The following is a 23,002-nucleotide window of genomic DNA, read 5'->3' on the forward strand; positions in this document are numbered from 1 at the left end:
TATATTTCCAAATTCTAAATTATATAAAAAAGGGTTCGAACATATTTTCAAACCCTTTTTTAAGCTATACAAATTCAGCTTCCTATTTATAAGCGAATACTTCACCAAGATCTTCGTTACTTGTAAAAGTACAGCCTAAGTCAGTTAATTCACCTGTACCAATATTGATAACCATTCCATGAACCGCTAAATCATCACGATCTTTCCAAGCATTTTGTACGATAGAAGTTGTACATAGGTTGAAAACTTGCTCCTGAACATTCAATTCAATAAGACGATTTACTTTATCCTCGTGATTTTCGATAGCATCAATTTCAGCAGCATGCAAGCGGTAAACATCTTTGATATGGCACAACCAGTTGTCAATTACACCAAATTGTTGACGGCTCAAAGAAGCAGCTACACCGCCACAACCGTAGTGACCTGCAATGATTACGTGTTTCACTTTCAATACATTAACCGCATAATCCAATACAGATAACATACTCATGTCAGAGTGGATTACCATGTTTGCAATATTACGGTGTACAAATACTTCACCTGGTTTTTTACCTGTGATTTCATTTGCCGGAACTCTACTATCCGCACAGCCAATCCACAATACTTCTGGACTTTGACCTTTTGCTAATTGTTGAAATCTGCCTGATTCGTCTTGTTTTACGAAATCAACCCACTCTTTGTTCCCTTGTAATATTTTTTTAAATCCTAATTCTAATTCTTTGTTACCCATTTTAATAATTATTAGGTTTTTTTTGTTTGAATATACGAATTACCGTATTTATTATTAATAATTCGAATCTTCGATATGATAATTTGTGTTTTTGGAATTTTATTTACAAGGCATTGTAAAAAGGTATATTAGAACAATAAAGCAGTAGCAAAATTAAATTACTACTGCTTTATGAGGTCTTTTACTTCTCCAGTTATTTTTTTCGCAGAAAGAATAACCTAATGAAAAGTGTGATCGAAATTATATCCAGCTTACCACACCAGTTTCTACATTATAGTTCGCACCTATTATTTTGATCTTTCCATCTTTTTCCATTTTATTCAAAGTGTTACTTTGATTGCGGATATCTTCCATTGTTTGTTTTACGTTTTGAACGTTTAATCTTTCCAACAAATCCTCATTTTTAGAAGAACGCTCTTCTCCTTCCTCAAGTATATTCTCAATGATAGGGTTGAAATGACCAACTAAATGGCTAAGATTATTCATCTCCGTCTGCTGGATTGCAGCCGCATCTAAACCTCCTTTTAATGCACCACATTTCGAGTGTCCTAAAACAACAATTAATTTAGAGCCAGCGACGTTACAAGCAAATTCCATAGAACCCAAAATATCTTGATTTACAAAATTTCCAGCAATACGAATACTGAAAATATCTCCTAATCCCTGATCAAATATTAATTCTGCAGATGTACGACTATCTATACAGCTTAAAATAACCGCAAATGGCCACTGTCCTTCTCTCGTATCATTTACTTGAGATAATAAGTCTCTATTAGCTTTTAAGTTTTGAACAAATCTATCGTTACCAATTTTTAATATTTCAAATGCTTTATCTGGAGTAATTGTCGCTTGAGTTTCTAAAGTATGTGCCTTCATTATATATTTTTAATTTGTTATTGCTTGATAAATATTATACTATTTTCTGTAGTTTGTTTTGTTTGGTGCGTGCTGTCCTGCGTTTGTATGTCACGTCATTCAGCTCGATTTCAAGACCTTTGCTCATGGCATTCTGTTCAAAATCTTTTAACACTTCCAATACATCTTTATCAATAAATTTACTGTTCTCGCCATTGATGATTACCTTATCAACGGATTTTGGTAAGCTATATAGCTTTTGCTGGATTGGTACTTTATTTAAGAAAGAAACCTCTTCTGCCAAAGTCAATACCGCAATTTGCTCTTCGGTGATTTCAAATTTATAGGCATTTTGCATATTTGCACGCAAGATGTAAAATGTAGCTACTAGGATACCAATACCTACACCCATTAATAAATCTGTAAATACAATCGCTACTACAGTAGTTGCAAATGGTATAAATTGATCTAATCCTTTGCGAAACATTTGTTGGAATAAAGCAGGTTTAGCTAGTTTGAATCCTGTGTGCAAAAGAATGGCAGCCAAACATGCTAATGGAATTAGATTGATGATTGCTGGAATTGCCATCAATGCAACTAATAACCAGATACCATGGAAAATAGCGGATTGACGTGTACGACCACCAGAGTTTACATTGGCTGATGAACGAACAATAACGGATGTCATTGGTAGACCACCTAGAAAACCAGAAGTCATATTACCTACACCTTGAGCAACTAATTCTCTATTTGTTGGCGAATTTCTTTTGAATGGATCCAACTTATCCACAGCTTCTAAGCTTAATAATGTCTCCAAACTTGCAATAATTGCCAAAGTGAAGGCAACTATCCAAACTTCTTTATTCGCAATTTGCGTGAAGTCTGGGAAAACAAATAACTGTGTAAACTGTGCTATAGATGATACTTCCGGTATGGAAACATAATGCGATGGAATTAACGCCATTTCGGTACCTTGAAAAGCAAAGCCTAATCCTACCCCCAACAATACCACCACAAGTGGTGCCGGCATTTTGTTCAGGTATTTAATAGATGGCCAAAATATAAGTATTGCCAACGATAAGAAACAAATGATTGTAGCTCCCCAATTCACACTGGAAAAGATCGTATCCGTATATGCAGCAATGCCACCTCCGTTATCCAATTCAAACGCGTGCGCTTCTGTCATTCCAAATGCCAAAGGCAATTGTTTTAAAATTATCGTAATACCAATTGCTGCAAGCATTCCTAAGATTACAGATGATGGAAAATAATTTCCAATCATACCTGCTTTGATAATTCCCAGAATTAATTGAAGCACACCAGCAATAACGACTGCTAATAAGAAAGTTTCGTAAGCGCCTAATTTCTGAATTGCTCCAAAAACAATAACTGTTAATCCCGCAGCAGGTCCAGATACGCTCAACGGAGAACCGGAGATAGCACCTACCACTATTCCTCCAATAACACCTGTTAATACTCCAGCGAATAATGGTGCTCCTGATGCCATAGCAATACCTAAACACAAGGGTAAAGCGACTAAGAATACGACTATTGACGCTGGTAAATCATATTTTAAGTCCCTTTTCGATAATTTAAGAAAAGCGGACACACGAGTTCCAAACATAATAATTTATGATAATTGTTGTTTATTTATTAAAAATCAAGATTGAAAATGCCATCTCATTAAGAATATGTCTTAATAAGGGTTAATACCTTGGCAAAGCCCAATAAAAACGTTAAAAATAAACTAACAGTTCGGAGGCGGGGTCGGAACTCTTGGATGGAAGCTGCAAATGGATTTTTCGTTTCTTAAATAATTTCTTTGCTTGCCACTATTTTCTACGGCAGGATTGAAACTTAAATCTATTGCGTCAGGTTTAAAAATCTTTATAGAATGCTCATGTAAATCTTCATTGCTTGAGTTTGCATTTTTAGCACCAAGTTCTATTTCAAGTTGCAAGACAACTTGTAAAACCGTGCCTTTGTCAAGCATATTATTAAAAATGGGTGTAGCGGAAATAAGCATCTTCGTAAAGAAGACAAAAAAACAAAGCTTTGCAGCTATGATTCTTTTTCCCTTATCAAACATTGCAGATTTTCCTTTCATACCCTACAAAAATAACTTTTCTCACAAAAAAAACAAGTGAAAAAGGAATTTTGTTGTGAAATTGTGACAAAAACAAGATAAAATTTCAAATAATTTCAATTTTGGAAATTAAATTCTTGTTAAAGTGATGGTTATAATTTGATCATAGAGATTTGTATATTTATCTCTAAATTAGAAAATCTTATTTTTAAACTAATGAAACAGGAATTCATCAATAAAATCACAACTTCATATAGTCCGAAGGGAGAGTATATTCAATTAGGCTCTGGAATACTAAATGGGGAAGTGGTAACGGACGCGAAGGTAAATTTAGCCTTAAAGATGATGAATCGTCATGGTCTGATCGCAGGAGCTACGGGTACAGGAAAGACGAGAACATTACAATTGATGGCAGAACAGTTGTCTGACAAGGGTGTCCCTGTTTTCATGCTGGATGTAAAAGGTGATTTGTCTGGGTTAGCTGAGCCAGGGAAGACGAATGATGCTCTAATAGAACGAGGCAATGCTGTAGGTATTCCTTTCGAACCCTCAAATTTTCCTATTGAAATATTTTCACTGACAGGCAAATTGGGAGCTTCCATGCGTTTGACAGTAGAAGATTTTGGCCCAGTGATGTTAGCACGAATTTTGGATTTGAACGATACGCAATCTGGGGTCTTAAGCGTTATATTTAAATATGCGCAAGACAACAATATGCCGATTGTTGATTTCGATGATATAAAACGATTGCTATCTTATTTGTCAGAAGGAGCTGGAGCCGCTGAGATTAAGGATGATTATGGAAAGATAAGTTCGGCAAGCTCGGGTGCTATTTTACGTAAGCTTGTGGCAATAGAACAACAAGGCGTGGCTCATATTTTTGGAGAAAAAGAATTTGATATTCAAGATTTGTTCGGAAGAGTAGATGGTAAAGGTGTGATTACATTATTAAATATTTCTGATATTCAAGATCAACCCGTCTTATATTCGACTTTTCTATTGAGTTTATTAGCACAGTTATTCAAAAAGTTACCCGAGGCAGGCGACCTAGATAAACCTAAGTTGGTATTCTTTTTAGATGAAGCACACTTGTTATTTAGCGACGCCCCAAAGGCATTTTTGGCGCAAATAGAACAAATTATTAGACTTATTCGATCGAAGGGAGTTGGTGTGTTTTTCTGTACACAAGCCGCTACAGATGTTTCAGAAAGTGTATTGAGTCAATTGGGTAATCGCATTCAACATGCGTTACGGGCTTTTACACCTAATGATGCTGAGAATTTGCGAAAAACTGTCAAAACCTATCCAACATCTCAATTTTACGAGATTGACAAAGTATTGACTTCTTTGGGGACTGGGCAAGCGTTAGTGACTGTGTTAAATGATAAAGGTATACCGACTGAAGTGGTCGCTACGCATTTGGTGCCTGCACGAGCTGTAATGGGACCTTGTACAGCACAAACGTATAATCAAATCACACAATCCTCCGAATTCTATAGCAAGTACCAACAGCGGGTCGAAAGACGTACAGCAGCGGAAATAATAGAAGAAAAAGAAGCACATGACTTGCAAGTGGAAGCGCGTGAAAAAGCTCAAGCAGAGGCAGCAAAACAATCCTCAAAATCAAGTTCTTCAAGCTCGAGAAGACAATCTCCGTTAGAAGCAGCGCAGACGCAAGCTAGTCGAACATTAGCACGTGAAGGTGTAAAACTTTTAGGTAAATTGGCAACAGGATTATTGAACACATTCTTTAAAAAGAAATAGTATATTTGCGGAATTTAATTATTTACTAAACAATATGGAAAAACCTACTTTATTAGTGCTTGCAGCTGGAATGGCAAGTCGTTATGGATCATTGAAGCAAGTGGACGGATTCGGGCCACACGGTGAGACAATCGTCGATTATTCTATTTACGATGCTATTCAGGCAGGTTTCGGAAAAGTAGTATTTATTATTCGTCAGGAATTTGAAGAAATGATGCGTGCTAAATTTGATGCTAAATTAGCAGGTAAAATAGATGTGGATTACGCTTTTCAAGATTTTGATTTGACTAAATTTGGCGTAGATCGCGTCATCGAACGTTCTAAACCTTGGGGTACAGCACATGCGGTAATGAGTGCTAAAGATAAAATTAATGGTCCATTCTGTGTAATTAATGCAGATGATTTCTACGGTACAGATGCATTTCAGAAAATGGCTAAGTTTTTAACAGCGGATGTCTCAGATAGCAATATGTCGTTAATGGGATTTGAAGTAGGAAATACAATGTCTGATTACGGATATGTATCTCGTGGTGTATGTGAAGTAAGTCCAGAGGGTAATATGGACTCTGTAACTGAACGTACAAATATATATTATAAAGGCGAAGGTGAAGACCGTAAAATTGTATTTAATGAGAATGATGTAGAATACGATTTGGATCCAAAAACACGTGTTTCAATGAATTTTTGGGGTTTTACGCCCAAAGTTTTTGACGTGTGTCTCGATTTATTTCCAGCTTTTGTGGAAGCGAACACCAATAATCCGAAAGCAGAATTCTTTATTCCATCTATTCCAGATCATATGGTAAAAAATGGAATGGCTGATTTCAAAGTTATTCCAACATCGTCTAAATGGTTTGGTGTGACATATCCGGAAGACAAACCGATTGTTCAAGAAAGCATTTCGACATTAATTGCTCAAGGAGCTTATCCAGAAAAACTTTTCTAAACACAATTTGTTTTGAATAAAATATAAAGTGCAGAAGTTTTTTGCACTTTTTTTATGACTTAAATTATGAGATTTTTCAAAATGGTACTGCTGTATATTTTAGGTATTTTGGTGGTATTTGTAGCGTTGTATTTTGCCGCGGATGCAATCTTGTCGCGCATTCCTGCAAACTCACAATCTTCTGCTAGTACGGAAACGCATTACAACATCTATTTGCTATCCAATGATGTGCACACAGATATTGTATTCCCCGTACAGACAGATTTGTTGGATTGGCGTGAAATTTTTCCGACTTCAGATACAAAAAGTAAAGATACTACCTACAAATGGGTTGGAATTGGTTGGGGAGACAAAGGATTCTATCTCAATACACCCGAATGGAAAGATCTAACTGCCAAAACAGCATTAGTTGCTGCATTGGGAATAGGAGAAACAGCATTGCATGTGACCTTTCATCACAGCGTAGTTGAAGATAAGTTATGTTATAAAATTGAAGTTAGTAAAGATCAATATCAAAAACTGATTGAACATGTGCTTGAAAGTTTAGAAACTAAGGAGGACAAAAAGCCTATCTATATTGAAACTAATGCCCAATATGGTGATACCGATGCTTTTTATGAAGCACTGGGTTCTTATAGTATGTTCTATTCTTGCAATACTTGGACTAATATTGCACTCAAAAAGGCCGATCTTCCGTCTGGTATCTGGACGGTGTTTGATAAAGGGATATTACGGTGGTATGGGTACGATAAGTAGCTAGCGATTTGTAACAACTCTTTTATATCTAATATTTTAATTATAAAGGTTTTATGATTTATATTTGGGTAATAAATCAAACCATATGAACTTTTATCCACTTTTTGGTCGTTTAGGACGAATTATAATTGCGACTGTATTATTGGTTGCAGCTGTAAATTATGTTCAAGAATCTTTGTGCGATATAAAAGTTGTTGAAATTGCTAAGAAGTTAGAAGGCGAATTTTCTATTCAATTTGATGAGATTGGTGTTAAATTGGCTTTAAATGATAGTACCTTTATATTAAAGGTTGAAGCTTAAGAAATAATTATATTTAAGATAAATATGAAAGCACGAATTTATTAATTTTCGAGCTTTTCTACTTTTATAATTTTAATGCCTGTGAAGCAGTCATCTTGACATCCATTATGTACATATCCCGCTAAGGAAATTAATCCATTATTATTAGTTTCGAAGTGTATTTGTGCATTTGCTCGTTTAATCAACCATTCTTCTTTAGCTTTATCATAAATTTGGTCTAAAGTCCATATGTTTAAGGGGGCTGCTTCCATTGTGCCTAATTGGTCTTTTTCCTCTACCCATTCTAATTTAGAAATCAGATTTGCAATTGCTTCATCGGTATAATCAGTAGCTTGGAAAGCTAATCTTGCTGATTCTTCTGTCCAACCTGTTTCTGGACGTTTATTGTTGCCAATTTCTTTGAACATAAAGGATCGTTTTGTTACCACCCCTTCAACAATTTCAAATGTTTACTCGCGAACAATCCCATCATAATACGATTGTACAGTTGTTTTATATGTATAGGTGTTCTTTGTTTCTTTTTTAAATTTTTGAAAAGTGGCATAGCTTTTTTCAAAATCATTTTGATTCTCCAATTTATCTTTACCACAACCAATTAGTATCAGTGTAAAGAATAGGAAGTGAAGGAGTTTGTTCATAATTGTAAGTTTATATTAATATATCGAAGAGATACTTAGACTGCTACAATACAAAAAAATCCCCTAAGAAAATTTTCTTAGGGGATTTTTTTGTATTGGTGAAATAGATTATTTAACCTCTTCGAATTCTACGTCTTGAACGTCATCGCCACCTTTTTGTTGTGAAGATTGACCAGCGTCACCTTGAGGTTGTTGTGCACCACCTTGTTGTGAAGCTGCATACATTTCTTCAGAAGCAGCAGTCCAAGCATTGTTCAATTCAGCTGAAGCTGTATCAATGTCTTCGAAATTACGTGCTGCATAAGCTGCTTTTAATTTCTCTAAACCTGCTTCGATAGGCGCTTTTTTATCAGCTGAGATTTTATCGCCGTATTCTTTCAATTGTTTTTCAGTAGAGAACACTAAAGCATCTGCAGCATTGATTTTATCCGCCTCTTCTTTTATTTTTTTATCCGCTTCAGCGTTAGCTTCTGCTTCTTGTTTCATTTTTTGGATTTCTTCATCCGACAAACCTGAAGAAGCTTCGATGCGAATATTTTGCTCTTTACCAGTTGCTTTATCTTTCGCAGATACTTTGATGATACCATTCGCATCGATGTCAAATATAACTTCGATTTGAGGAATACCACGAGGAGCAGGAGGGATGTCAGCCAATTGGAAACGACCTAAAGTACGGTTGTTTGCAGCCATTGGACGCTCACCTTGCAATACGTGAATTTCTACGGATGGTTGGTTGTCAGATGCTGTAGAGAATACTTCTGATTTCTTAGTTGGAATAGTAGTATTCGCTTCGATCAATTTAGTGAATACACCACCCATTGTCTCGATACCTAAAGAAAGAGGAGTAACGTCTAATAACAATACGTCTTTCACTTCACCTGTCAATACACCACCTTGGATAGCAGCACCTAAAGCTACAACTTCATCCGGGTTAACACCTTTAGAAGGCTCTTTACCGAAGAATTCTTTTACTGCATCAACGATAGCAGGGATACGTGTAGAACCACCTACTAAAATGATTTCATCGATGTCAGCTGTTGTGTAACCTGCATTTTTCAATGCTGTACGACAAGGATCGATTGTACGTTTTACTAAATCAGCTACTAAAGACTCGAATTTGGCACGTGATAATGTTCGTACTAAGTGCTTAGGACCTGTAGCGTCAGCAGTAATATATGGTAAGTTGATTTCTGTTGAAGTAGTGCTTGAAAGCTCGATTTTAGCTTTTTCAGCTGCTTCTTTCAAACGTTGTAACGCCATAGCGTCATTTTTCAAATCAAAACCATTGTTTTCCGCTTTGAACTCATCGTTCAACCAGTTGATTACTGCGTTGTCAAAGTCATCACCACCTAAGTGTGTATCACCATCAGTAGATTTTACTTCGAATACACCATCACCTAATTCTAAGATAGAAACGTCATGTGTACCACCACCACAGTCAAAAACTGCGATTTTCATATCTTTGTTTGCCTTATCAAGACCGTAAGCTAAAGCTGCAGCTGTAGGCTCATTGATAATACGCTCAACTTTAAGACCAGCGATCTCACCAGCTTCTTTAGTTGCTTGACGTTGTGCATCATTGAAGTAAGCAGGTACAGTGATTACCGCACGTGTTACTTCTTGACCCAAATAATCTTCTGCAGTTTTCTTCATTTTTTGAAGTGTCATCGCAGAGATTTCTTGAGGTGTATATTTACGGTCATCAATCTCCACACGAGGAGTATTGTTGTCACCTTTTACTACTTTGTAAGGTACGTGAGATGTTTCTTTTGAAGCCTCATCAAAAGAAGTTCCCATGAAACGTTTGATAGAATAAATCGTTTTGTATGGATTTGTGATTGCTTGACGTTTTGCAGGATCACCTACTTTACGCTCACCACCATCTACAAATGCTACGATTGAAGGTGTAGTACGTTTTCCTTCGTTGTTAGCAATTACTACTGGCTCATTACCCTCCATTACAGCGACACATGAGTTCGTAGTTCCTAAGTCGATTCCTATTATTTTAGACATATTATGTATTTTGTTGTTTACTATTTATTCAAATTTGATAAGTATATATCAACCCTTGTGCCAACAACTATTTTGACCATAAAATCTAATGTTTATCATCAATATGTCTTAATTCTGCCACAATAGTGTGACAAATTGTCTTTGATTAGTAAATTAATTGTTCTTGAATTTGCCTTTTTGCCGTATTACTGTCACGTCCACGTTGAAACATTCTGCCAAAATTTTTGACAAAATCATCTAATGTCAATGCATTGGCTTTTTTGTCTTTCCAATCTGTAGGTGTAGTATCATTTGTATAATCCACTTTTGTTGCCCAATATTGAATATGCATTTCCGGTATAGCCAATCCCATAATCATGCCCGGAAGACCACTACTTAAGGCTGGTCCGGCTGAAACGGGAATCTGATCCGTATAAAATGCGACTAAATAAAGGGAATCAGGTGTAGAACCATTTACTCTTCGGCATTCGAAACCTGCAATTTCTCGGTATTCGTTGGTGAATCGCCATGTAATATTGTTAAGGCTGTCAGATATGATGTACTTTTCGTCGATTTCCAATTGCACATTACTGGTGCCATCTTTTAGATTTTGATGAAAAACTTTAGAATTGTTATTCATTCTACCTCGAGGCATATTTCCACCGACACCAGCATTCATCCTAAAATTTCCACCGCCCATATTTCCACCTCTACCGCCACCTGCGCCAGCTCTCACAACAGCTCTATTGCCCGAATTATTTGGTGTTGCAGTTTCTTCGGCCGAAGGGTCTACTGTCAATACGGTGCTATTTTCATCAAAATATAACATCAACTTTTGTGTGGTCGATTCGGGCATATTATCCAAATTAAATCCGCCTCCACCACCAAATCGCATCATCATATTTGGATCCGCATTTTGAGTCATGCTGCGTACTCTTGCTTTGGTGAACGTGACTTTGTCAAATGAAATTTTACCTCTTGTACCGAAATAGGCGTACTGTGCATCACTCTGCCCCCAGCAGATTAATAATATAAATGTTAGTATTAGCTTATTCATTGTTTTTCTTTCCTAAATTTTTGTTAAAATCCCATTTTAGACCAAATAAAAAGTATCGTGTCAACATCAATTGTGTTGATTCTGAGAATTGTGTATCCGAGACATTTCTATTTGTTGTATTGAATGTTTTGAATATGTCAAATGCTTTTACGCTAGCTACTAAACTTTGATTTTTTAATAGCTTCTTGCTCATTTCCAGGTTTGTGTAGAATTGATGAATTGATTTGTTATAAAATTTGGTTGGTCCTTCTACACTATAATTTATGTGTGTGGTAATATTAAACTGTTTTGGTAAAAAGTAGCGTAAATAAGTTGATCCGCCAGTACTTAGATTTGTATAATTCAAATCACGTTGTAGGCTGTTACGTTGATTATTTACATTCACACGCCAGTTAAAATCATAGTCCAAACCTTTTGAATCTTGTTCATTAAAACTAAATCCTGTAAAAACAGATGCGTTTTGCGTATTGTTTAGTTCATACTGCCCCTGATCGTTTCGTGAACCATCTTCCGAATAGCGTGTATATGTAAATCCATTTCCATAATTCGCTCCTGAAAATATATTCAATTGCACCTTGCGGTCAAATATAGGTCTGCCATGGTTTGCATTTAAGTTTGCGTTCCAACTGGATCTACCCATTACATTGACATAGGTGCTTGTCGTCAATGTGTCAGTTACAGTTCGTTTGTTTACGATTGGATTGTTTTTAAAACTTATTGCAGAATTTAAATTCCAGCTTGTCCCTTTTAAAAGACTCATAGTATTGTAATTCAACCTGAAATTATTGTTCACAGCTCGCTGCAAATCTGGATTTCCTAATTGTAAAAAGATAGGTGAAGTTTGTGGTTGCAATGGTTGCAATTGTCCAAATGAAGGTACATCAAAACTATTTTGGTAAGATGCAGATAGATTTTTTCGATTAGAAATTCTATAATTACCATTAATATTTAAATCATTATCCCAAAAACTTCTGCTAAGATCAATATCTCGGTAAGAGTCATTTATCCCCTGATCTCTATAGTTCGTTCGATTTGAAAGAGAGAAATTTAATTTTTCAGTATTATAATTCAAATTTGCTACGACGCTTTGATTGCTAGACTCATTTATTAGATTTTGTGAATATTGTTCGTCAATTGTTTGATTCCCACCATCATTATTAAATGCATCAATTTTATTCTTGTTTTTATTGTACCCAAAATTATAGCCTATAGAGTAATACATTTGTTGGGTAATGCGATCAGAAAACTGTAATTGTGTAGAAAAATTATTACCATCAGATTCATTTATCCTTGTCTGATCGACGATTGTTTCTCTATTGTCTTTGTGTAAATAAGTGCGTTGAAAGACTTCACTTTCTTGGTTGGACTGATTCATGTCATTACTCACGTGAATATTAATCGATCTTCCATTGGCGTTGAGTCGTTTGCGATAATTTATTCGGAAATCGTTGGAAAGATTGTCTCCGAAATTGCGGTTAGAACTCCTAAAGTCACGTACAGAGTCGGTCGCATTGTTAAGCATAAAACTCTCCGAGCTACTAAAGCCTGTACTTTGATTTTGTCGTGCATTTAAATGCACTTCCATATTGGACGTCGAATCTATACGCCATCTAAATTGTGATCTAAAGTTATGTCCTTGGTTAGCATTCTCATTTTTGGAGCTGCTGTTTGTCTCTTGGATTTGATCATTAGAAACAATCTCTTTATTGTAGCTATCACGTTCGTTGCGGTTACTCGCATCATTAAAATTATAATTGGCGTTCACGTTCAGCTTTTTGCTAAAGAACTGATTTTCATAATTAGCTCCAATAGATGAGTTTTTTGGTTCACCTGTTATTTGGCTATTCATGCGTAATCCACCTTCACGCCCTCCCGCTGATGCGCCCATATTGTTGGTGTTAGCGGTGATTCCAATGCGTTCTGTTCGGTTAAACTTTGCAGCAAAGAGATTGGCTGTATATAATTCTTCCGTTCCGAGGTTAGCTTCGATGTTGCCGAATACACCAACGCGTGCTTCTTCTTTGAGCACTACATTCAACGTCTGAATACGCTGCCCATCATCGATGCCCGTTAACTCAGCTTGTTCAGACTTACGTTCATACACTTGAACTTTGTCAACCGCATCAGCGCGGACATTACGAATAGCGATTTTAGGATCATAACCAAAAAATTCCTCTCCATCAATCAATACCTTAGCAACTGATTTTCCGTGAGCGGTGATTGCACCATCACCAGAAACTGTAAGCCCCGGAAGCCTTCTCAATAGATCTTCTAATTTAGCATTCTTCTCTGTTTCAAAACTGCCGGCATCGTACTCGATAGTATCTCCTTTGATACGAATTGGAATTCTTCCTGTCACAACCACTTCTTCTATCAAATTAGCTTGAGAATTCAGTAGAATGTTATCTAATGTGGTATTCTTGTTAAGTTGGATTGGTTGAGAATACAATTCGAATTTGGGGTAAGAGATTATTACTATATAATCATTGTTTTTAATTCTCTTGAATTCAAAATTTCCGTTTTCATTCGCTCTGGTATGATATTGTAAGATCGAATCTTGATTTAGTAATATAATTGTTGCATTTGTTAGGGGGGTATTATCCGCTTTATCCAGGATTTTCCCATTTAAATTTGATTGTGCTATACTCAAGCTTGAAATCAGAAGTCCAAGAAAGGTAAAAATGATGCTTTTCATTAAAATTGGTTTATGGTATTAGGGTCTTAGATGGAAGTTTTATAAAAAGGTTTAATCGAGAACCAACAAATTTATGACAAATAATATTTCGTAAAAAAGTACTTTTGTTTAACCTTAAAACACTGATATATGACTTTTGAAGAATACTTAAATTATTTCGAGCAGATCATCTTAAATCCTGAGCAATATCCTGTTTATCAAGATGAAAATTATTACAATTATGCCAAACTAAATTGGTCAAGAACCAATCGTTGGCTAAATAAATTTGAGCCCAACGATGAGCTCAAAGCTCTAATTTCTTCAATACAAGAGCCACAAACTTGGATTATTATTACGGAGCCATGGTGTGGTGATGCAGCACATTCAGTTCCACAATTGATTAATATGGTGGAGAATAATGCAAATATCAAGGTGGATATTCAATTGCGTGACGAGGAGCCTTTTATGATTGAGAATTATTTAACAAATGGGGGGAAGTCTATTCCTAAGCTGATTATACGAGATGCAAATAATAATGATTTAGCTGTTTGGGGACCGCGTCCTCAAAAACTCCAAGAGTTATATTTGTTTTGGAAAGAAGAAGGTGTTGAATTCAACGCTATGAAAGAATCTCTTCAAAAGTGGTATAATGAAGATAAAGGTGTTGAAATTCAAAATGATATCATAAAACTTTTATCTTAGTACATAATTTTACTATGCATATTGAAGATATTAGATCGCATTGCTTAGAAAAGCATCAATTGGTCACTGAAGAATTACCTTTTGGACCTGATACGCTTGTTTTCAAAATTGCAGGTAAAGTGTTTCTTTTAATCGGTTTGGATCAAGTGGAGAATTTGAGTTTCAACGTGAAATGTGATCCTGAATATGCAATTGAACTACGTGAGAAATACGATCAAACTATATTTCCAGGATATCATATGAATAAAAAACACTGGAATACGGTTTTTCTTGGTCGAGAATTGAACCCGAAACAGTTATTAGATCTAATTGATCATAGCTTTGATTTAGTGGTCAAATCCCTTCCTAAAAGTATGCGAGAAACTATATAACTACAAAAGGCAATCCTCAAGATTGCCTTTTGTAGTTATATTACATTTTCAAACCAATTTCTCTTAAGCGTTCGTCCAAATATTGACCTGCTGTATAATCTTCGTATAATTTTGGATATTCTTCCGAAATACATGAATCTAATGATTCTAAGCTCATACTTGCCTTTGGATGTAAGAAGAATGGCACAGAATAGCGTGATGTCTTCATCAATTCACGAGGAGGATTCACCACTCTATGTGTAGTTGATTTCAATTTATTGTTAGTTAACCGTTGCAACATATCTCCTACATTCACAACAATATCTTCTCCTTTAGCTTTTATTGGAAACCATTGGCCATCTTTCGTTAATACCTCTAAACCATCAGCACTAGCTCCAATTAATAAAGTAATCAAATTGATGTCTTCATGTGCACCTGCTCTTACGGCATCATCAGAAATAGATTCTGGATTTTCGATAGGAAAATAGTGAATAGCTCTCAGTATTGAATTGCCATTGATTACATATTTTTCAAAATAATCTTCTTCTAATTCTAAATAGGAAGCAATGGCTTTCAACAGATTACGCCCAGCATCTTCAAGTTTTTTGTAAATTTCGGCAGTTATCTCGTTAAATTTCGGTAATTCAGCTACAGATGGATTGTCCGGGAAGTCCGCTTTTGAGTACTCTTCGCCTATAATAGTTTGACCACGCTGCCAAAACTCTTTCAAATCTGGAACCTTAGCGTCTTTGGCTTTTTCTCTGCCTTTACTAGTATAACCACGTTGGCCAGCTAACTCCGGATATTCATATTTATCTTTTGTTTCTTGCGGTAAATCAAAAAAAGCTTTTACGACAGCATAAAGCTCCTCGATCAACGCAGGGCTAAGTCCATGATTTGCAATTGTTACGAAGCCGGTCTCATTAAATGCTTTACCGATATTTTGTACAAATTGAGCGCGAAGCTCGGTAGACCCCTGAGTATAATCATGTAGATCTAGACGAGGAATATTCACTAATGCCATATTTTTGCTTTTTGTTTTCACAAAGTTAAAGCATTATTCGCATATACAATATTGATTATGTTTATAACCTATCGTATATTCGCGCTAATTATTAGATAATCAATGCTTAAAAGTTATCCACATTTTGCCTTGATACTGATTATATCTATTAACCAATGATGTGTTTAATCAATTTCAGACACAATTTTATTAAAAAAAACAACATAATTCTTGAAATATTAAATTCTAATCTATAGATTTGTTATGCGTGCATAATAAATGCAGGTTAGCCATTTTACCGAATTGACTATGAGCCAGAATAAAACAATTGATTATTTTTTAAAAGCCGCTTGGCAAACTGTAGCGAATAAATACAATGCAATAGCTACACAGTATGGTTTTACGCAGGCAGCTGGGTATATATTAATCAATATTCACAAAGAGGGAACACCTGTATCACAAATAGCCACTTTGACAGGTGTAAAGACGACATCGCTTTCGCGCGTGTTAGTGAATTTGGAAAGTTTAGGCTTCATTTATAGAGAGGCTAGCGCACAAGATAAACGTTCTGTGAAGGTATTTTTAACTCCTTTGGGGGTGGAGAAACGAAAAATTGCAAAAGATGTCGTGAAAGGCTTCAATGAATATTTGGATGCGCAATTTACCGAGAAAGAAAGACAACAGTTAGCACAAATGCTTGCTAAATTAAATGATTTGGCAAATAAATATGAACCACAAGTCATGGTTGAAGAGTAATCAAAAAAATATAAACTTATGATGAGAAGCATTAAAAAAGTAGCAGTGTTGGGTTCGGGGGTGATGGGTTCGCGTATCGCATGCCACTTTGCTAATATTGGTGTAGAGGTGTTGCTTTTGGATATTCCTCCAAAGGAATTGCTTCCCGCCGAAGAAGCGAAAGGGTTATCATTAGAAAGTGCTGCGGTAAGAAATCGTATTGTTAATACCTCACTTGATACCGCAATAAAATCTAATCCAGCGCCTCTATTTAGCAAATCTTATGCGAAGCGAATACAGACAGGAAACTTTGAGGATGATATGTCCAAAATTTCGCAGGTTGATTGGATTATCGAAGTTGTAGTCGAACGTTTGGATATTAAAAAATCTGTGTTTGAACAGGTCGAAAAATACCGCAAACAAGGAACTTTAATCACTTCCAATACATCTGGTATTCCTATTCATATGATGAATGAAGGTAGATCGGATGATTTTAAAGCTCATTTTTGTGGCACACACTTTTTTAATCCTCCTCGTTATCTGCAATTATTAGAAATTATTCCAACAGCATTCACTAAACAAGAAGTTGTTGATTTCTTAATGCATTTTGGTGACAAAATGTTGGGTAAGACAGTTGTATTGTGTAAAGATACTCCTGCCTTTATAGGCAATCGTATTGGTGTTTACTCGATGTTGGCTTTGACACATTTAGTGAGTCAGTTAGACTTGTCAGTCGAAGAAGTCGACAAATACACTGGTCCAGCTATGGGACATCCTAAGTCGGCAACTTTCCGTACTGCAGATGTGGTTGGTTTGGATACTTTAGTCAACGTGGCTAATGGTTTGGATCAAAATGCACCAAATGACGAGGCTAAAGGTGTCTTCAAATTGCCTGATTACATCACCAAGATGGTCGAAAATAAATGGTTGGGTGAAAAGACAAAAAAGGGTTTTTATGAAAAAGTAAAAGCGGCTGACGGTAGTTCTGAAATTTTGTCTTTAAACTTGAAAACCTTAGAATATGGCTCGCAACAAAAAGTTAAGTCTTCGACATTAGAAGCTACTAAGTTGGTGGAAGATATTCGCAAGCGCATGAAAGTATATGAACAAGGTACAGATAAAGCGGCTGCACTTTTTCGCGCTATGCATTACCCTTTGTTCGAATATGTTTCAAAACGTGTACCTGAGATTACGGATGATTTTTTCCGTATTGACGATGCGATGCGTGCGGGTTTCGGTTGGGAAATAGGTCCTTTTGAAGTTTGGGATGCTTTGGGAGTTCGTGAAACTTTAGGCAAGATTCAGTCAGAGGAAAAACGCCTTCCAGGTCAAACAGGTGAAGTAGCACAGTGGGTGCATGATATGTTGGCGTCGGGTGCTGAGAGCTTTTACAAAGTAGAAAATGGTGTTCGCCATTATTATGATATAGCAAGCAAATCGTATAAACCAATTCCGGGTACGGAAGATTTAATCGTATTAGACCATATCCGTGACTCGAAAACGATTTGGAAAAACTCTGGAGTTTCAATCATTGATTTGGGTGATGGAATTATCAACTGTGAATTTCATACCAAAATGAATACTATTGGAGGTGATGTAATTCAAGGTATCAACAAAGCAATTGATATTGCGGAAAAAGATTACCGTGGATTAGTGATTTCGAATGACGGGAAAAATTTCTCCGCAGGAGCGAATATCGGTATGATATTTATGATGGCAGTAGAGCAAGATTACGATGAGTTGAATATGGCGGTTCGTATGTTCCAAAATACAGCGATGCGTCTTCGGTATTCATCAATTCCTGTAGTTGCAGCTCCATTTCAATTAACTTTAGGTGGTGGTTGTGAGTTTTCGATGCATGCTGATTTTGTGCAGTTGCACGCTGAGACATATATGGGATTGGTTGAATTTGGTGTTGGTGTAATTCCAGGTGGTGGCGGTTCAAAAGAATTTGCATTGCGTGCTTCGGATGAGTACAAGCCAGAGCAAATTGTGCAGACTACTTTAAAAGATAGATTTTTGACTATAGGTCAGGCTAAAGTGTCAACTTCAGCTGTCGAAGCATTCGAGTTAGGTTATTTGCAACAAGGAAAATATGCGATTACGATGAATCGTACACGATTATTGGCTGATGCAAAAGCTAAAGCTATTGAATTGGCAGAAGCAGGTTATGTACAACCAATTCCACGTACGGATATCAAAGTATTGGGTAACCAAGGTTTGGGCATTGTCTATGTAGGCGCTGACTCGATGCGTGCAGGTAAATACATTTCAGATCACGACAAGAAAATCTCCGAAAAACTAGGTTATGTGATGTGTGGGGGCGACCTCTCAGCACCAACGGAAGTTTCGGAACAATACTTACTCGACTTAGAACGCAAAGCTTTCTTGGAATTATGTGCTGAACGCAAAACATTAGAGCGTATACAGCATATGTTGACAAAAGGGAAGCCTTTGAGGAACTAGTCTTGAAGTATTGAATATTAAGTAGTGAGAATTGAGTATGCATAAATTTCGAGAATTAGTTGTTTGGAAAAAGGCTATGGATTTAGCTACTTCAGTATATCTGAGTACAGAAAATCTACCTATCACGGAAAAGTTTGGCCTTCTGACTCAAATTAGAAGATGTGCTGTTTCAATTTGTTCTAACATTGCTGAAGATGCGGGGCGAAATACAAAAGGTGAATTTGTTCAATTTTTGGGAATTGCAAACGGTTCGGCATATGAATTGGAGACACAATTAGAACTGCTTAATAGATTGGAGTATATAGATGATTCGATTAAGAATAAACTATGTGATGAGGTAGAAGCTGTACAAAAGATGCTTTACAATTTGATGAAATCAATGAAGTAATCTCCATACGCAATACACATTACGCACTACTAAAACACAGAAAAATGGAAGCATATATAGTAGCAGGATATCGTACGGCAGTAGCGAAGGCGCCGAGAGGTGGTTTTCGGTTCTTGCGTGCAGACGATTTAGCAGCAGAAGTTATAAAACATTTAGTGGCTTCAGTGCCCAATTTAAATAAAGAAGAAATTGACGATGTCATCGTCGGTAATGCGATGCCCGAGGCTGAGCAAGGGATGAATATGGCGCGTTTCATTTCACTGATGGGATTAGATACGGACAAAGTTCCAGGTGTAACAGTCAACCGCTATTGTGCGTCGGGCTTAGATACTATTGCGACAGCGACAGCAAAGATTAAAACTGGCATGGCGGATATTATTATCGCTGGTGGAGCAGAGGTGATGTCAGGGATGCCATTTGGTGGGTGGAAGATAGTTCCAAATCCAAAGACAGCAAAGGAGAATCCTGATTGGTACTGGGGAATGGGATTGACAGCAGAAGCTGTCGCGCATGAATTTAACGTTTCACGTGAAGATCAAGATGCTTTTGCGTTGAATTCACATAAGAAAGCTGTGAGCGCAATTAAATCTGGAGTTTTCAAAGATGAAATCGTTCCGATTAAAATCAAGGAAAATTATGTCAAAGATGGCAAAATGGCAACACGCGAATATGTCGTAGATACAGATGAAGGTCCTCGCGCGGACTCAACGTTAGATGCGTTGGCCAAATTGAAACCGGTTTTCGCAGCAGACGGAGTAGTTACGGCAGGTAATTCTTCCCAGACTTCAGATGGTGCAGCTTTTGTATTGGTGATGTCCGAACGAAAAGTGAAAGAACTTGGCTTAAAACCAATCGCAAAATTAATTTCTTATGCAGTAGCAGGAGTGCCTCCACGCATCATGGGGATTGGACCAATTGCAGCAATTCCAAAGGCTTTGGAGATGGCTGGCTTGCAGAAAGAGGATATTGATTTGTTCGAATTGAACGAAGCATTTGCTTCACAATCGTTGGCAGTTATCCGTGAGTTAGGTTTGGATGAATCAAAAATCAATGTGAATGGTGGTGCTATTGCTTTAGGTCACCCATTAGGATGTACTGGAGCAAAATTAACCGTGCAGGTTTTGAATGAACTGAAACGACGCGGTGGAAAATATGGCATGGTGACCATGTGTGTGGGTACGGGACAAGGTGCAGCAGGAATTTTTGAAATGCTTGATTAGAAATAAGAGGGCAAACATTAAAGATTATAAATTATGATAAAAAGAATAAGAAATTAAGACTTATTCTTTTCTCCTTAATCAATTAAAAACTATGAGTAACAAAGCAACAATCAAGGGCGGGGAGTTTGTAATTAAAGAAACTACATACACAGATATTTTCATTCCAGAGGAATTTGATGAAGAAGCACAGATGATTCGTCAGACTTGTTTGGATTTTTTGGATACGGAAGTACTAAATAAGTTGGATCGCATTGATGCGCAAGAAGAGGGCTTGATGCAAAGTTTGCTGGATAAATCAGGTGAATTGGGCATGTTGGGCGTGTCCATTCCAGAGGAATACGGTGGCTTTGGTAAGAATTTCAACACATCGATGTTGGTTACGGATGCGGTAGGCGGTGGATTTTCTTTTGCGGTAGCGTTATCAGCCCATACGGGGATAGGTACATTGCCAATTTTGTATTATGGAAATGAAGCGCAAAAGGCTAAATATATTCCAAAGTTGGGAACAGGCGAATGGAAAGCCGCTTATTGTTTGACAGAGCCAAACTCGGGCTCCGATGCGAACTCAGGTCGTACTTCTGCGAAGTTGAATGCAGAAGGGACACATTATTTGATAAATGGTCAAAAAATGTGGATCACAAACGGTGGATTTGCAGATGTTTTCATTGTTTTCGCCAAAATTGATGACGATAAAAATCTAACTGCTTTCATTGTAGAAAAAGATTTTGGTGGTATCACTATGAACCCAGAAGAGCATAAATTGGGTATCAAAGGATCGTCGACACGTCAAGTGTTTTTTAACGACTGCCCTGTTCCGGTCGAAAATATGCTTTCGGAGCGCGAAAATGGATTCAAAATCGCTGTGAATATTCTAAACATTGGGCGTATCAAATTGGGTGCTGCTACGATTGGTTCTGCACGTGCAGTTATTTCTCGCGCGGTGAACTATGCAAATGAGCGTGTGCAGTTTAATTTACCGATTTCCAAATTTGGTGCTATTCGTTACAAATTAGCTGAAATGGCAATACGACTTTTTGCTACTGAATCTGCCACGTATCGCGCTGGACAAAACATCGATGATGCATACGATGCATTAGTCGCAGGGGGAATGGATGAAGCAAAAGCTAAATTAAAATCTGTAGAACAATTTGCTATTGAGTGTGCGATTATCAAAGTTTGGTGCTCGGAAATGTTGGATTATGTGGTGGATGAAGGCGTTCAAATCTATGGCGGAATGGGGTATTCTGCTGAAGCACCGATGGAAAGAGCGTATCGCGATTCACGTATTAACAGAATTTTTGAAGGTACGAATGAAGTAAACCGTTTGTTGGTGGTTGATATGTTGTTGAAACGTGCGATGAAAGGCGAGTTAGACTTACTGGGACCTGCGCAAGCGGTGGCTGGTGAATTGCTGTCTATTCCAGATTTTGGTGAAGAAGATGAAACACCTTTTGCAGCGGAGAAAAAAGTCATCGCTAATCTTAAAAAAGCAGGTTTGTTGGTGGCAGGTGCTGCGGTTCAAAAATTGATGATGTCGTTGTCGAAAGAACAAGAGATCTTAATGAATATAGCGGATATTATCGGTTACGTGTATGTTGCAGAATCTGTGCTATTACGTGCGGAAAAATTATACCATACAAAAGGGGACAAAGCAGCCGCTCTTGCAACGGACATGGCTCGTGTATATTTATACACTACAATTGATAAGGTTAATGTGGCTGCGAAAGAAGCCTTGTATTCTTTTGGAGAAGGTGATGAATTGAATATGATGCTTGTAGGTATTCGTCGTTTTACTAAAGCTCAACCTTTCAACGTGAAGGATGCCCGTCAACGTATTGCACGAAAATTAATAGAAGAAAATAAGTATTGTTTTTAAATAACAGTTTTAATTAAGTTGATTGATTTTAGCCCGCTTCTTAGCGGGCTTTTTTTGTGCTAATAATTCTACATACGGATTAAATTATGGTTATTAAAATATTATTCTAGTTAATTTTAAAAAATTATATTATTGATATTCAGTTTTTTAAATAATAAAGTATATAAAATCTATAAAATTAGTAGACATTATATTTTTTGTTTTTATATTTGCATCGTTATCTCATTCATTATGAGAGCAAAGATGGAATTAATCAACCTTAATATTAAACTTTTGAGAATGAATCAATTTTACAAATTACTAAAAACAGATCTGATAGCGCGGACTACACTTATTAAACAAAATCTTTTGCGTGGGAACATGCGAATGTGCAGATAGTTTCTTTTCCCCTTATGTATATAGATAGGGGAAGTGTGAGGCTTCCCCTTGATTTTGTTAAATAATGAACAAGTTTTCGATTGGC

21 protein-coding genes are annotated in these 23,002 nt (G+C 36.7%); 11 read left to right on the plus strand and 10 right to left on the minus strand.

The genetic code is table 11. From position 1 onward, the window contains the following. Positions 1-82 precede the first annotated feature (82 nt). The 4 genes from FLS47_RS08285 to FLS47_RS08300 form a co-directional block, all read right to left on the minus strand. Positions 83-730: a carbonic anhydrase gene (locus FLS47_RS08285; protein WP_149913899.1), complete on the minus strand. Its 648-nt coding sequence runs from the start codon at positions 728-730 to the stop codon at positions 83-85. A gap of 240 nt (positions 731-970) precedes the next feature. Further along, a complete protein-coding gene (locus tag FLS47_RS08290; protein ID WP_149913900.1) occupies positions 971-1,606 on the minus strand; it encodes a carbonic anhydrase family protein in 636 nt (211 codons plus the stop codon). A gap of 34 nt (positions 1,607-1,640) precedes the next feature. Then, entirely contained in the window at positions 1,641-3,209 is a 1,569-nt protein-coding gene (locus FLS47_RS08295) for a SulP family inorganic anion transporter (RefSeq protein ID WP_149913901.1), read from the minus strand. A gap of 123 nt (positions 3,210-3,332) precedes the next feature. Next, positions 3,333-3,692: a hypothetical protein gene (locus FLS47_RS08300; protein WP_223225190.1), complete on the minus strand. Its 360-nt coding sequence runs from the start codon at positions 3,690-3,692 to the stop codon at positions 3,333-3,335. A 195-nt stretch (positions 3,693-3,887) separates the two neighbouring features. On the opposite strand from FLS47_RS08300, the gene FLS47_RS08305 reads away from it, so the two are divergent. The 4 genes from FLS47_RS08305 (at position 3,888) to FLS47_RS08320 (ending at position 7,438) form a co-directional block, all read left to right on the plus strand. Next, a complete protein-coding gene (locus tag FLS47_RS08305) occupies positions 3,888-5,435 on the plus strand; it encodes a helicase HerA-like domain-containing protein (RefSeq protein ID WP_149913902.1) in 1,548 nt (515 codons plus the stop codon). A gap of 34 nt (positions 5,436-5,469) precedes the next feature. Beyond that, positions 5,470-6,381: a nucleotidyltransferase family protein gene (locus FLS47_RS08310; RefSeq protein ID WP_149913903.1), complete on the plus strand. Its 912-nt coding sequence runs from the start codon at positions 5,470-5,472 to the stop codon at positions 6,379-6,381. A gap of 66 nt (positions 6,382-6,447) precedes the next feature. Then, the gene (locus FLS47_RS08315; protein WP_149913904.1) at positions 6,448-7,137 is read left to right on the plus strand and encodes a TIGR02117 family protein; all 690 of its coding nucleotides are present in this window, start codon (positions 6,448-6,450) and stop codon (positions 7,135-7,137) included. Positions 7,138-7,222: 85 nt separating this feature from the next. Next, positions 7,223-7,438, plus strand: coding sequence for a hypothetical protein (locus tag FLS47_RS08320; RefSeq protein WP_149913905.1), 216 nt, complete (start codon positions 7,223-7,225; stop codon positions 7,436-7,438). A 41-nt stretch (positions 7,439-7,479) separates the two neighbouring features. Here the strand turns inward: FLS47_RS08320 and FLS47_RS08325 are convergent, their stop codons facing one another. From FLS47_RS08325 to FLS47_RS08345, 5 genes are all read right to left on the minus strand, one after another. Next, positions 7,480-7,845: a hypothetical protein gene (locus FLS47_RS08325; RefSeq protein WP_149913906.1), complete on the minus strand. Its 366-nt coding sequence runs from the start codon at positions 7,843-7,845 to the stop codon at positions 7,480-7,482. Positions 7,846-7,887: 42 nt separating this feature from the next. Next, entirely contained in the window at positions 7,888-8,076 is a 189-nt protein-coding gene (locus tag FLS47_RS08330) for a hypothetical protein (protein WP_149913907.1), read from the minus strand. Between the two features lie 108 nt (positions 8,077-8,184). Next, positions 8,185-10,089 carry a molecular chaperone DnaK gene (gene dnaK / locus FLS47_RS08335; RefSeq protein ID WP_149913908.1) on the minus strand — a complete coding sequence of 635 codons (1,905 nt, stop codon included), beginning with the start codon at positions 10,087-10,089 and terminating at the stop codon, positions 8,185-8,187. Positions 10,090-10,234: 145 nt separating this feature from the next. Further along, complete coding sequence (locus FLS47_RS08340) at positions 10,235-11,125, minus strand: GLPGLI family protein (RefSeq protein ID WP_149913909.1); 891 nt, start codon at positions 11,123-11,125, stop codon at positions 10,235-10,237. Then, positions 11,118-13,820 (minus strand): TonB-dependent receptor, encoded by a 2,703-nt coding sequence (locus FLS47_RS08345; RefSeq protein ID WP_149913910.1) that lies wholly within the window; start codon positions 13,818-13,820, stop codon positions 11,118-11,120. The genes FLS47_RS08340 and FLS47_RS08345 overlap by 8 nt, the downstream gene beginning before the upstream one ends. A 129-nt stretch (positions 13,821-13,949) precedes the next feature. On the opposite strand from FLS47_RS08345, the gene FLS47_RS08350 reads away from it, so the two are divergent. Together FLS47_RS08350 and FLS47_RS08355 are read left to right on the plus strand one after the other, a co-directional pair. Then, positions 13,950-14,501, plus strand: coding sequence for a thioredoxin family protein (locus FLS47_RS08350; protein ID WP_149913911.1), 552 nt, complete (start codon positions 13,950-13,952; stop codon positions 14,499-14,501). Positions 14,502-14,515: 14 nt separating this feature from the next. Then, positions 14,516-14,872, plus strand: coding sequence for an MmcQ/YjbR family DNA-binding protein (locus FLS47_RS08355; RefSeq protein ID WP_149913912.1), 357 nt, complete (start codon positions 14,516-14,518; stop codon positions 14,870-14,872). Positions 14,873-14,912: 40 nt separating this feature from the next. On the opposite strand, the gene FLS47_RS08360 is transcribed toward FLS47_RS08355, so the two are convergent. Beyond that, positions 14,913-15,875, minus strand: a complete 963-nt coding sequence (locus tag FLS47_RS08360) for an isopenicillin N synthase family dioxygenase (RefSeq protein ID WP_149913913.1) — start codon at positions 15,873-15,875, stop codon at positions 14,913-14,915. Positions 15,876-16,163: 288 nt separating this feature from the next. Here FLS47_RS08360 and FLS47_RS08365 point away from each other — a divergent pair, with 288 nt between their 5' ends. From FLS47_RS08365 to FLS47_RS08385, 5 genes are all read left to right on the plus strand, one after another. Further along, the gene (locus FLS47_RS08365; protein WP_149913914.1) at positions 16,164-16,610 is read left to right on the plus strand and encodes a MarR family winged helix-turn-helix transcriptional regulator; all 447 of its coding nucleotides are present in this window, start codon (positions 16,164-16,166) and stop codon (positions 16,608-16,610) included. Positions 16,611-16,628: 18 nt separating this feature from the next. Then, positions 16,629-19,055 (plus strand): 3-hydroxyacyl-CoA dehydrogenase/enoyl-CoA hydratase family protein, encoded by a 2,427-nt coding sequence (locus FLS47_RS08370; protein ID WP_149913915.1) that lies wholly within the window; start codon positions 16,629-16,631, stop codon positions 19,053-19,055. 37 nt (positions 19,056-19,092) lie between these two features. Further along, on the plus strand, positions 19,093-19,443 hold the full coding sequence (locus FLS47_RS08375; protein ID WP_149913916.1) for a four helix bundle protein: 351 nt from the start codon (positions 19,093-19,095) through the stop codon (positions 19,441-19,443). 44 nt (positions 19,444-19,487) lie between these two features. Further along, positions 19,488-20,663, plus strand: a complete 1,176-nt coding sequence (locus tag FLS47_RS08380; protein WP_149913917.1) for an acetyl-CoA C-acyltransferase — start codon at positions 19,488-19,490, stop codon at positions 20,661-20,663. Between the two features lie 91 nt (positions 20,664-20,754). Continuing rightward, on the plus strand, positions 20,755-22,539 hold the full coding sequence (locus FLS47_RS08385; protein ID WP_149913918.1) for an acyl-CoA dehydrogenase family protein: 1,785 nt from the start codon (positions 20,755-20,757) through the stop codon (positions 22,537-22,539). The last annotated feature ends 463 nt before the right edge of the window (positions 22,540-23,002 follow it).

The sequence above is a fragment of the Sphingobacterium cavernae genome, assembly GCF_008520265.1.
GTDB lineage: Bacteria > Bacteroidota > Bacteroidia > Sphingobacteriales > Sphingobacteriaceae > Sphingobacterium > Sphingobacterium cavernae.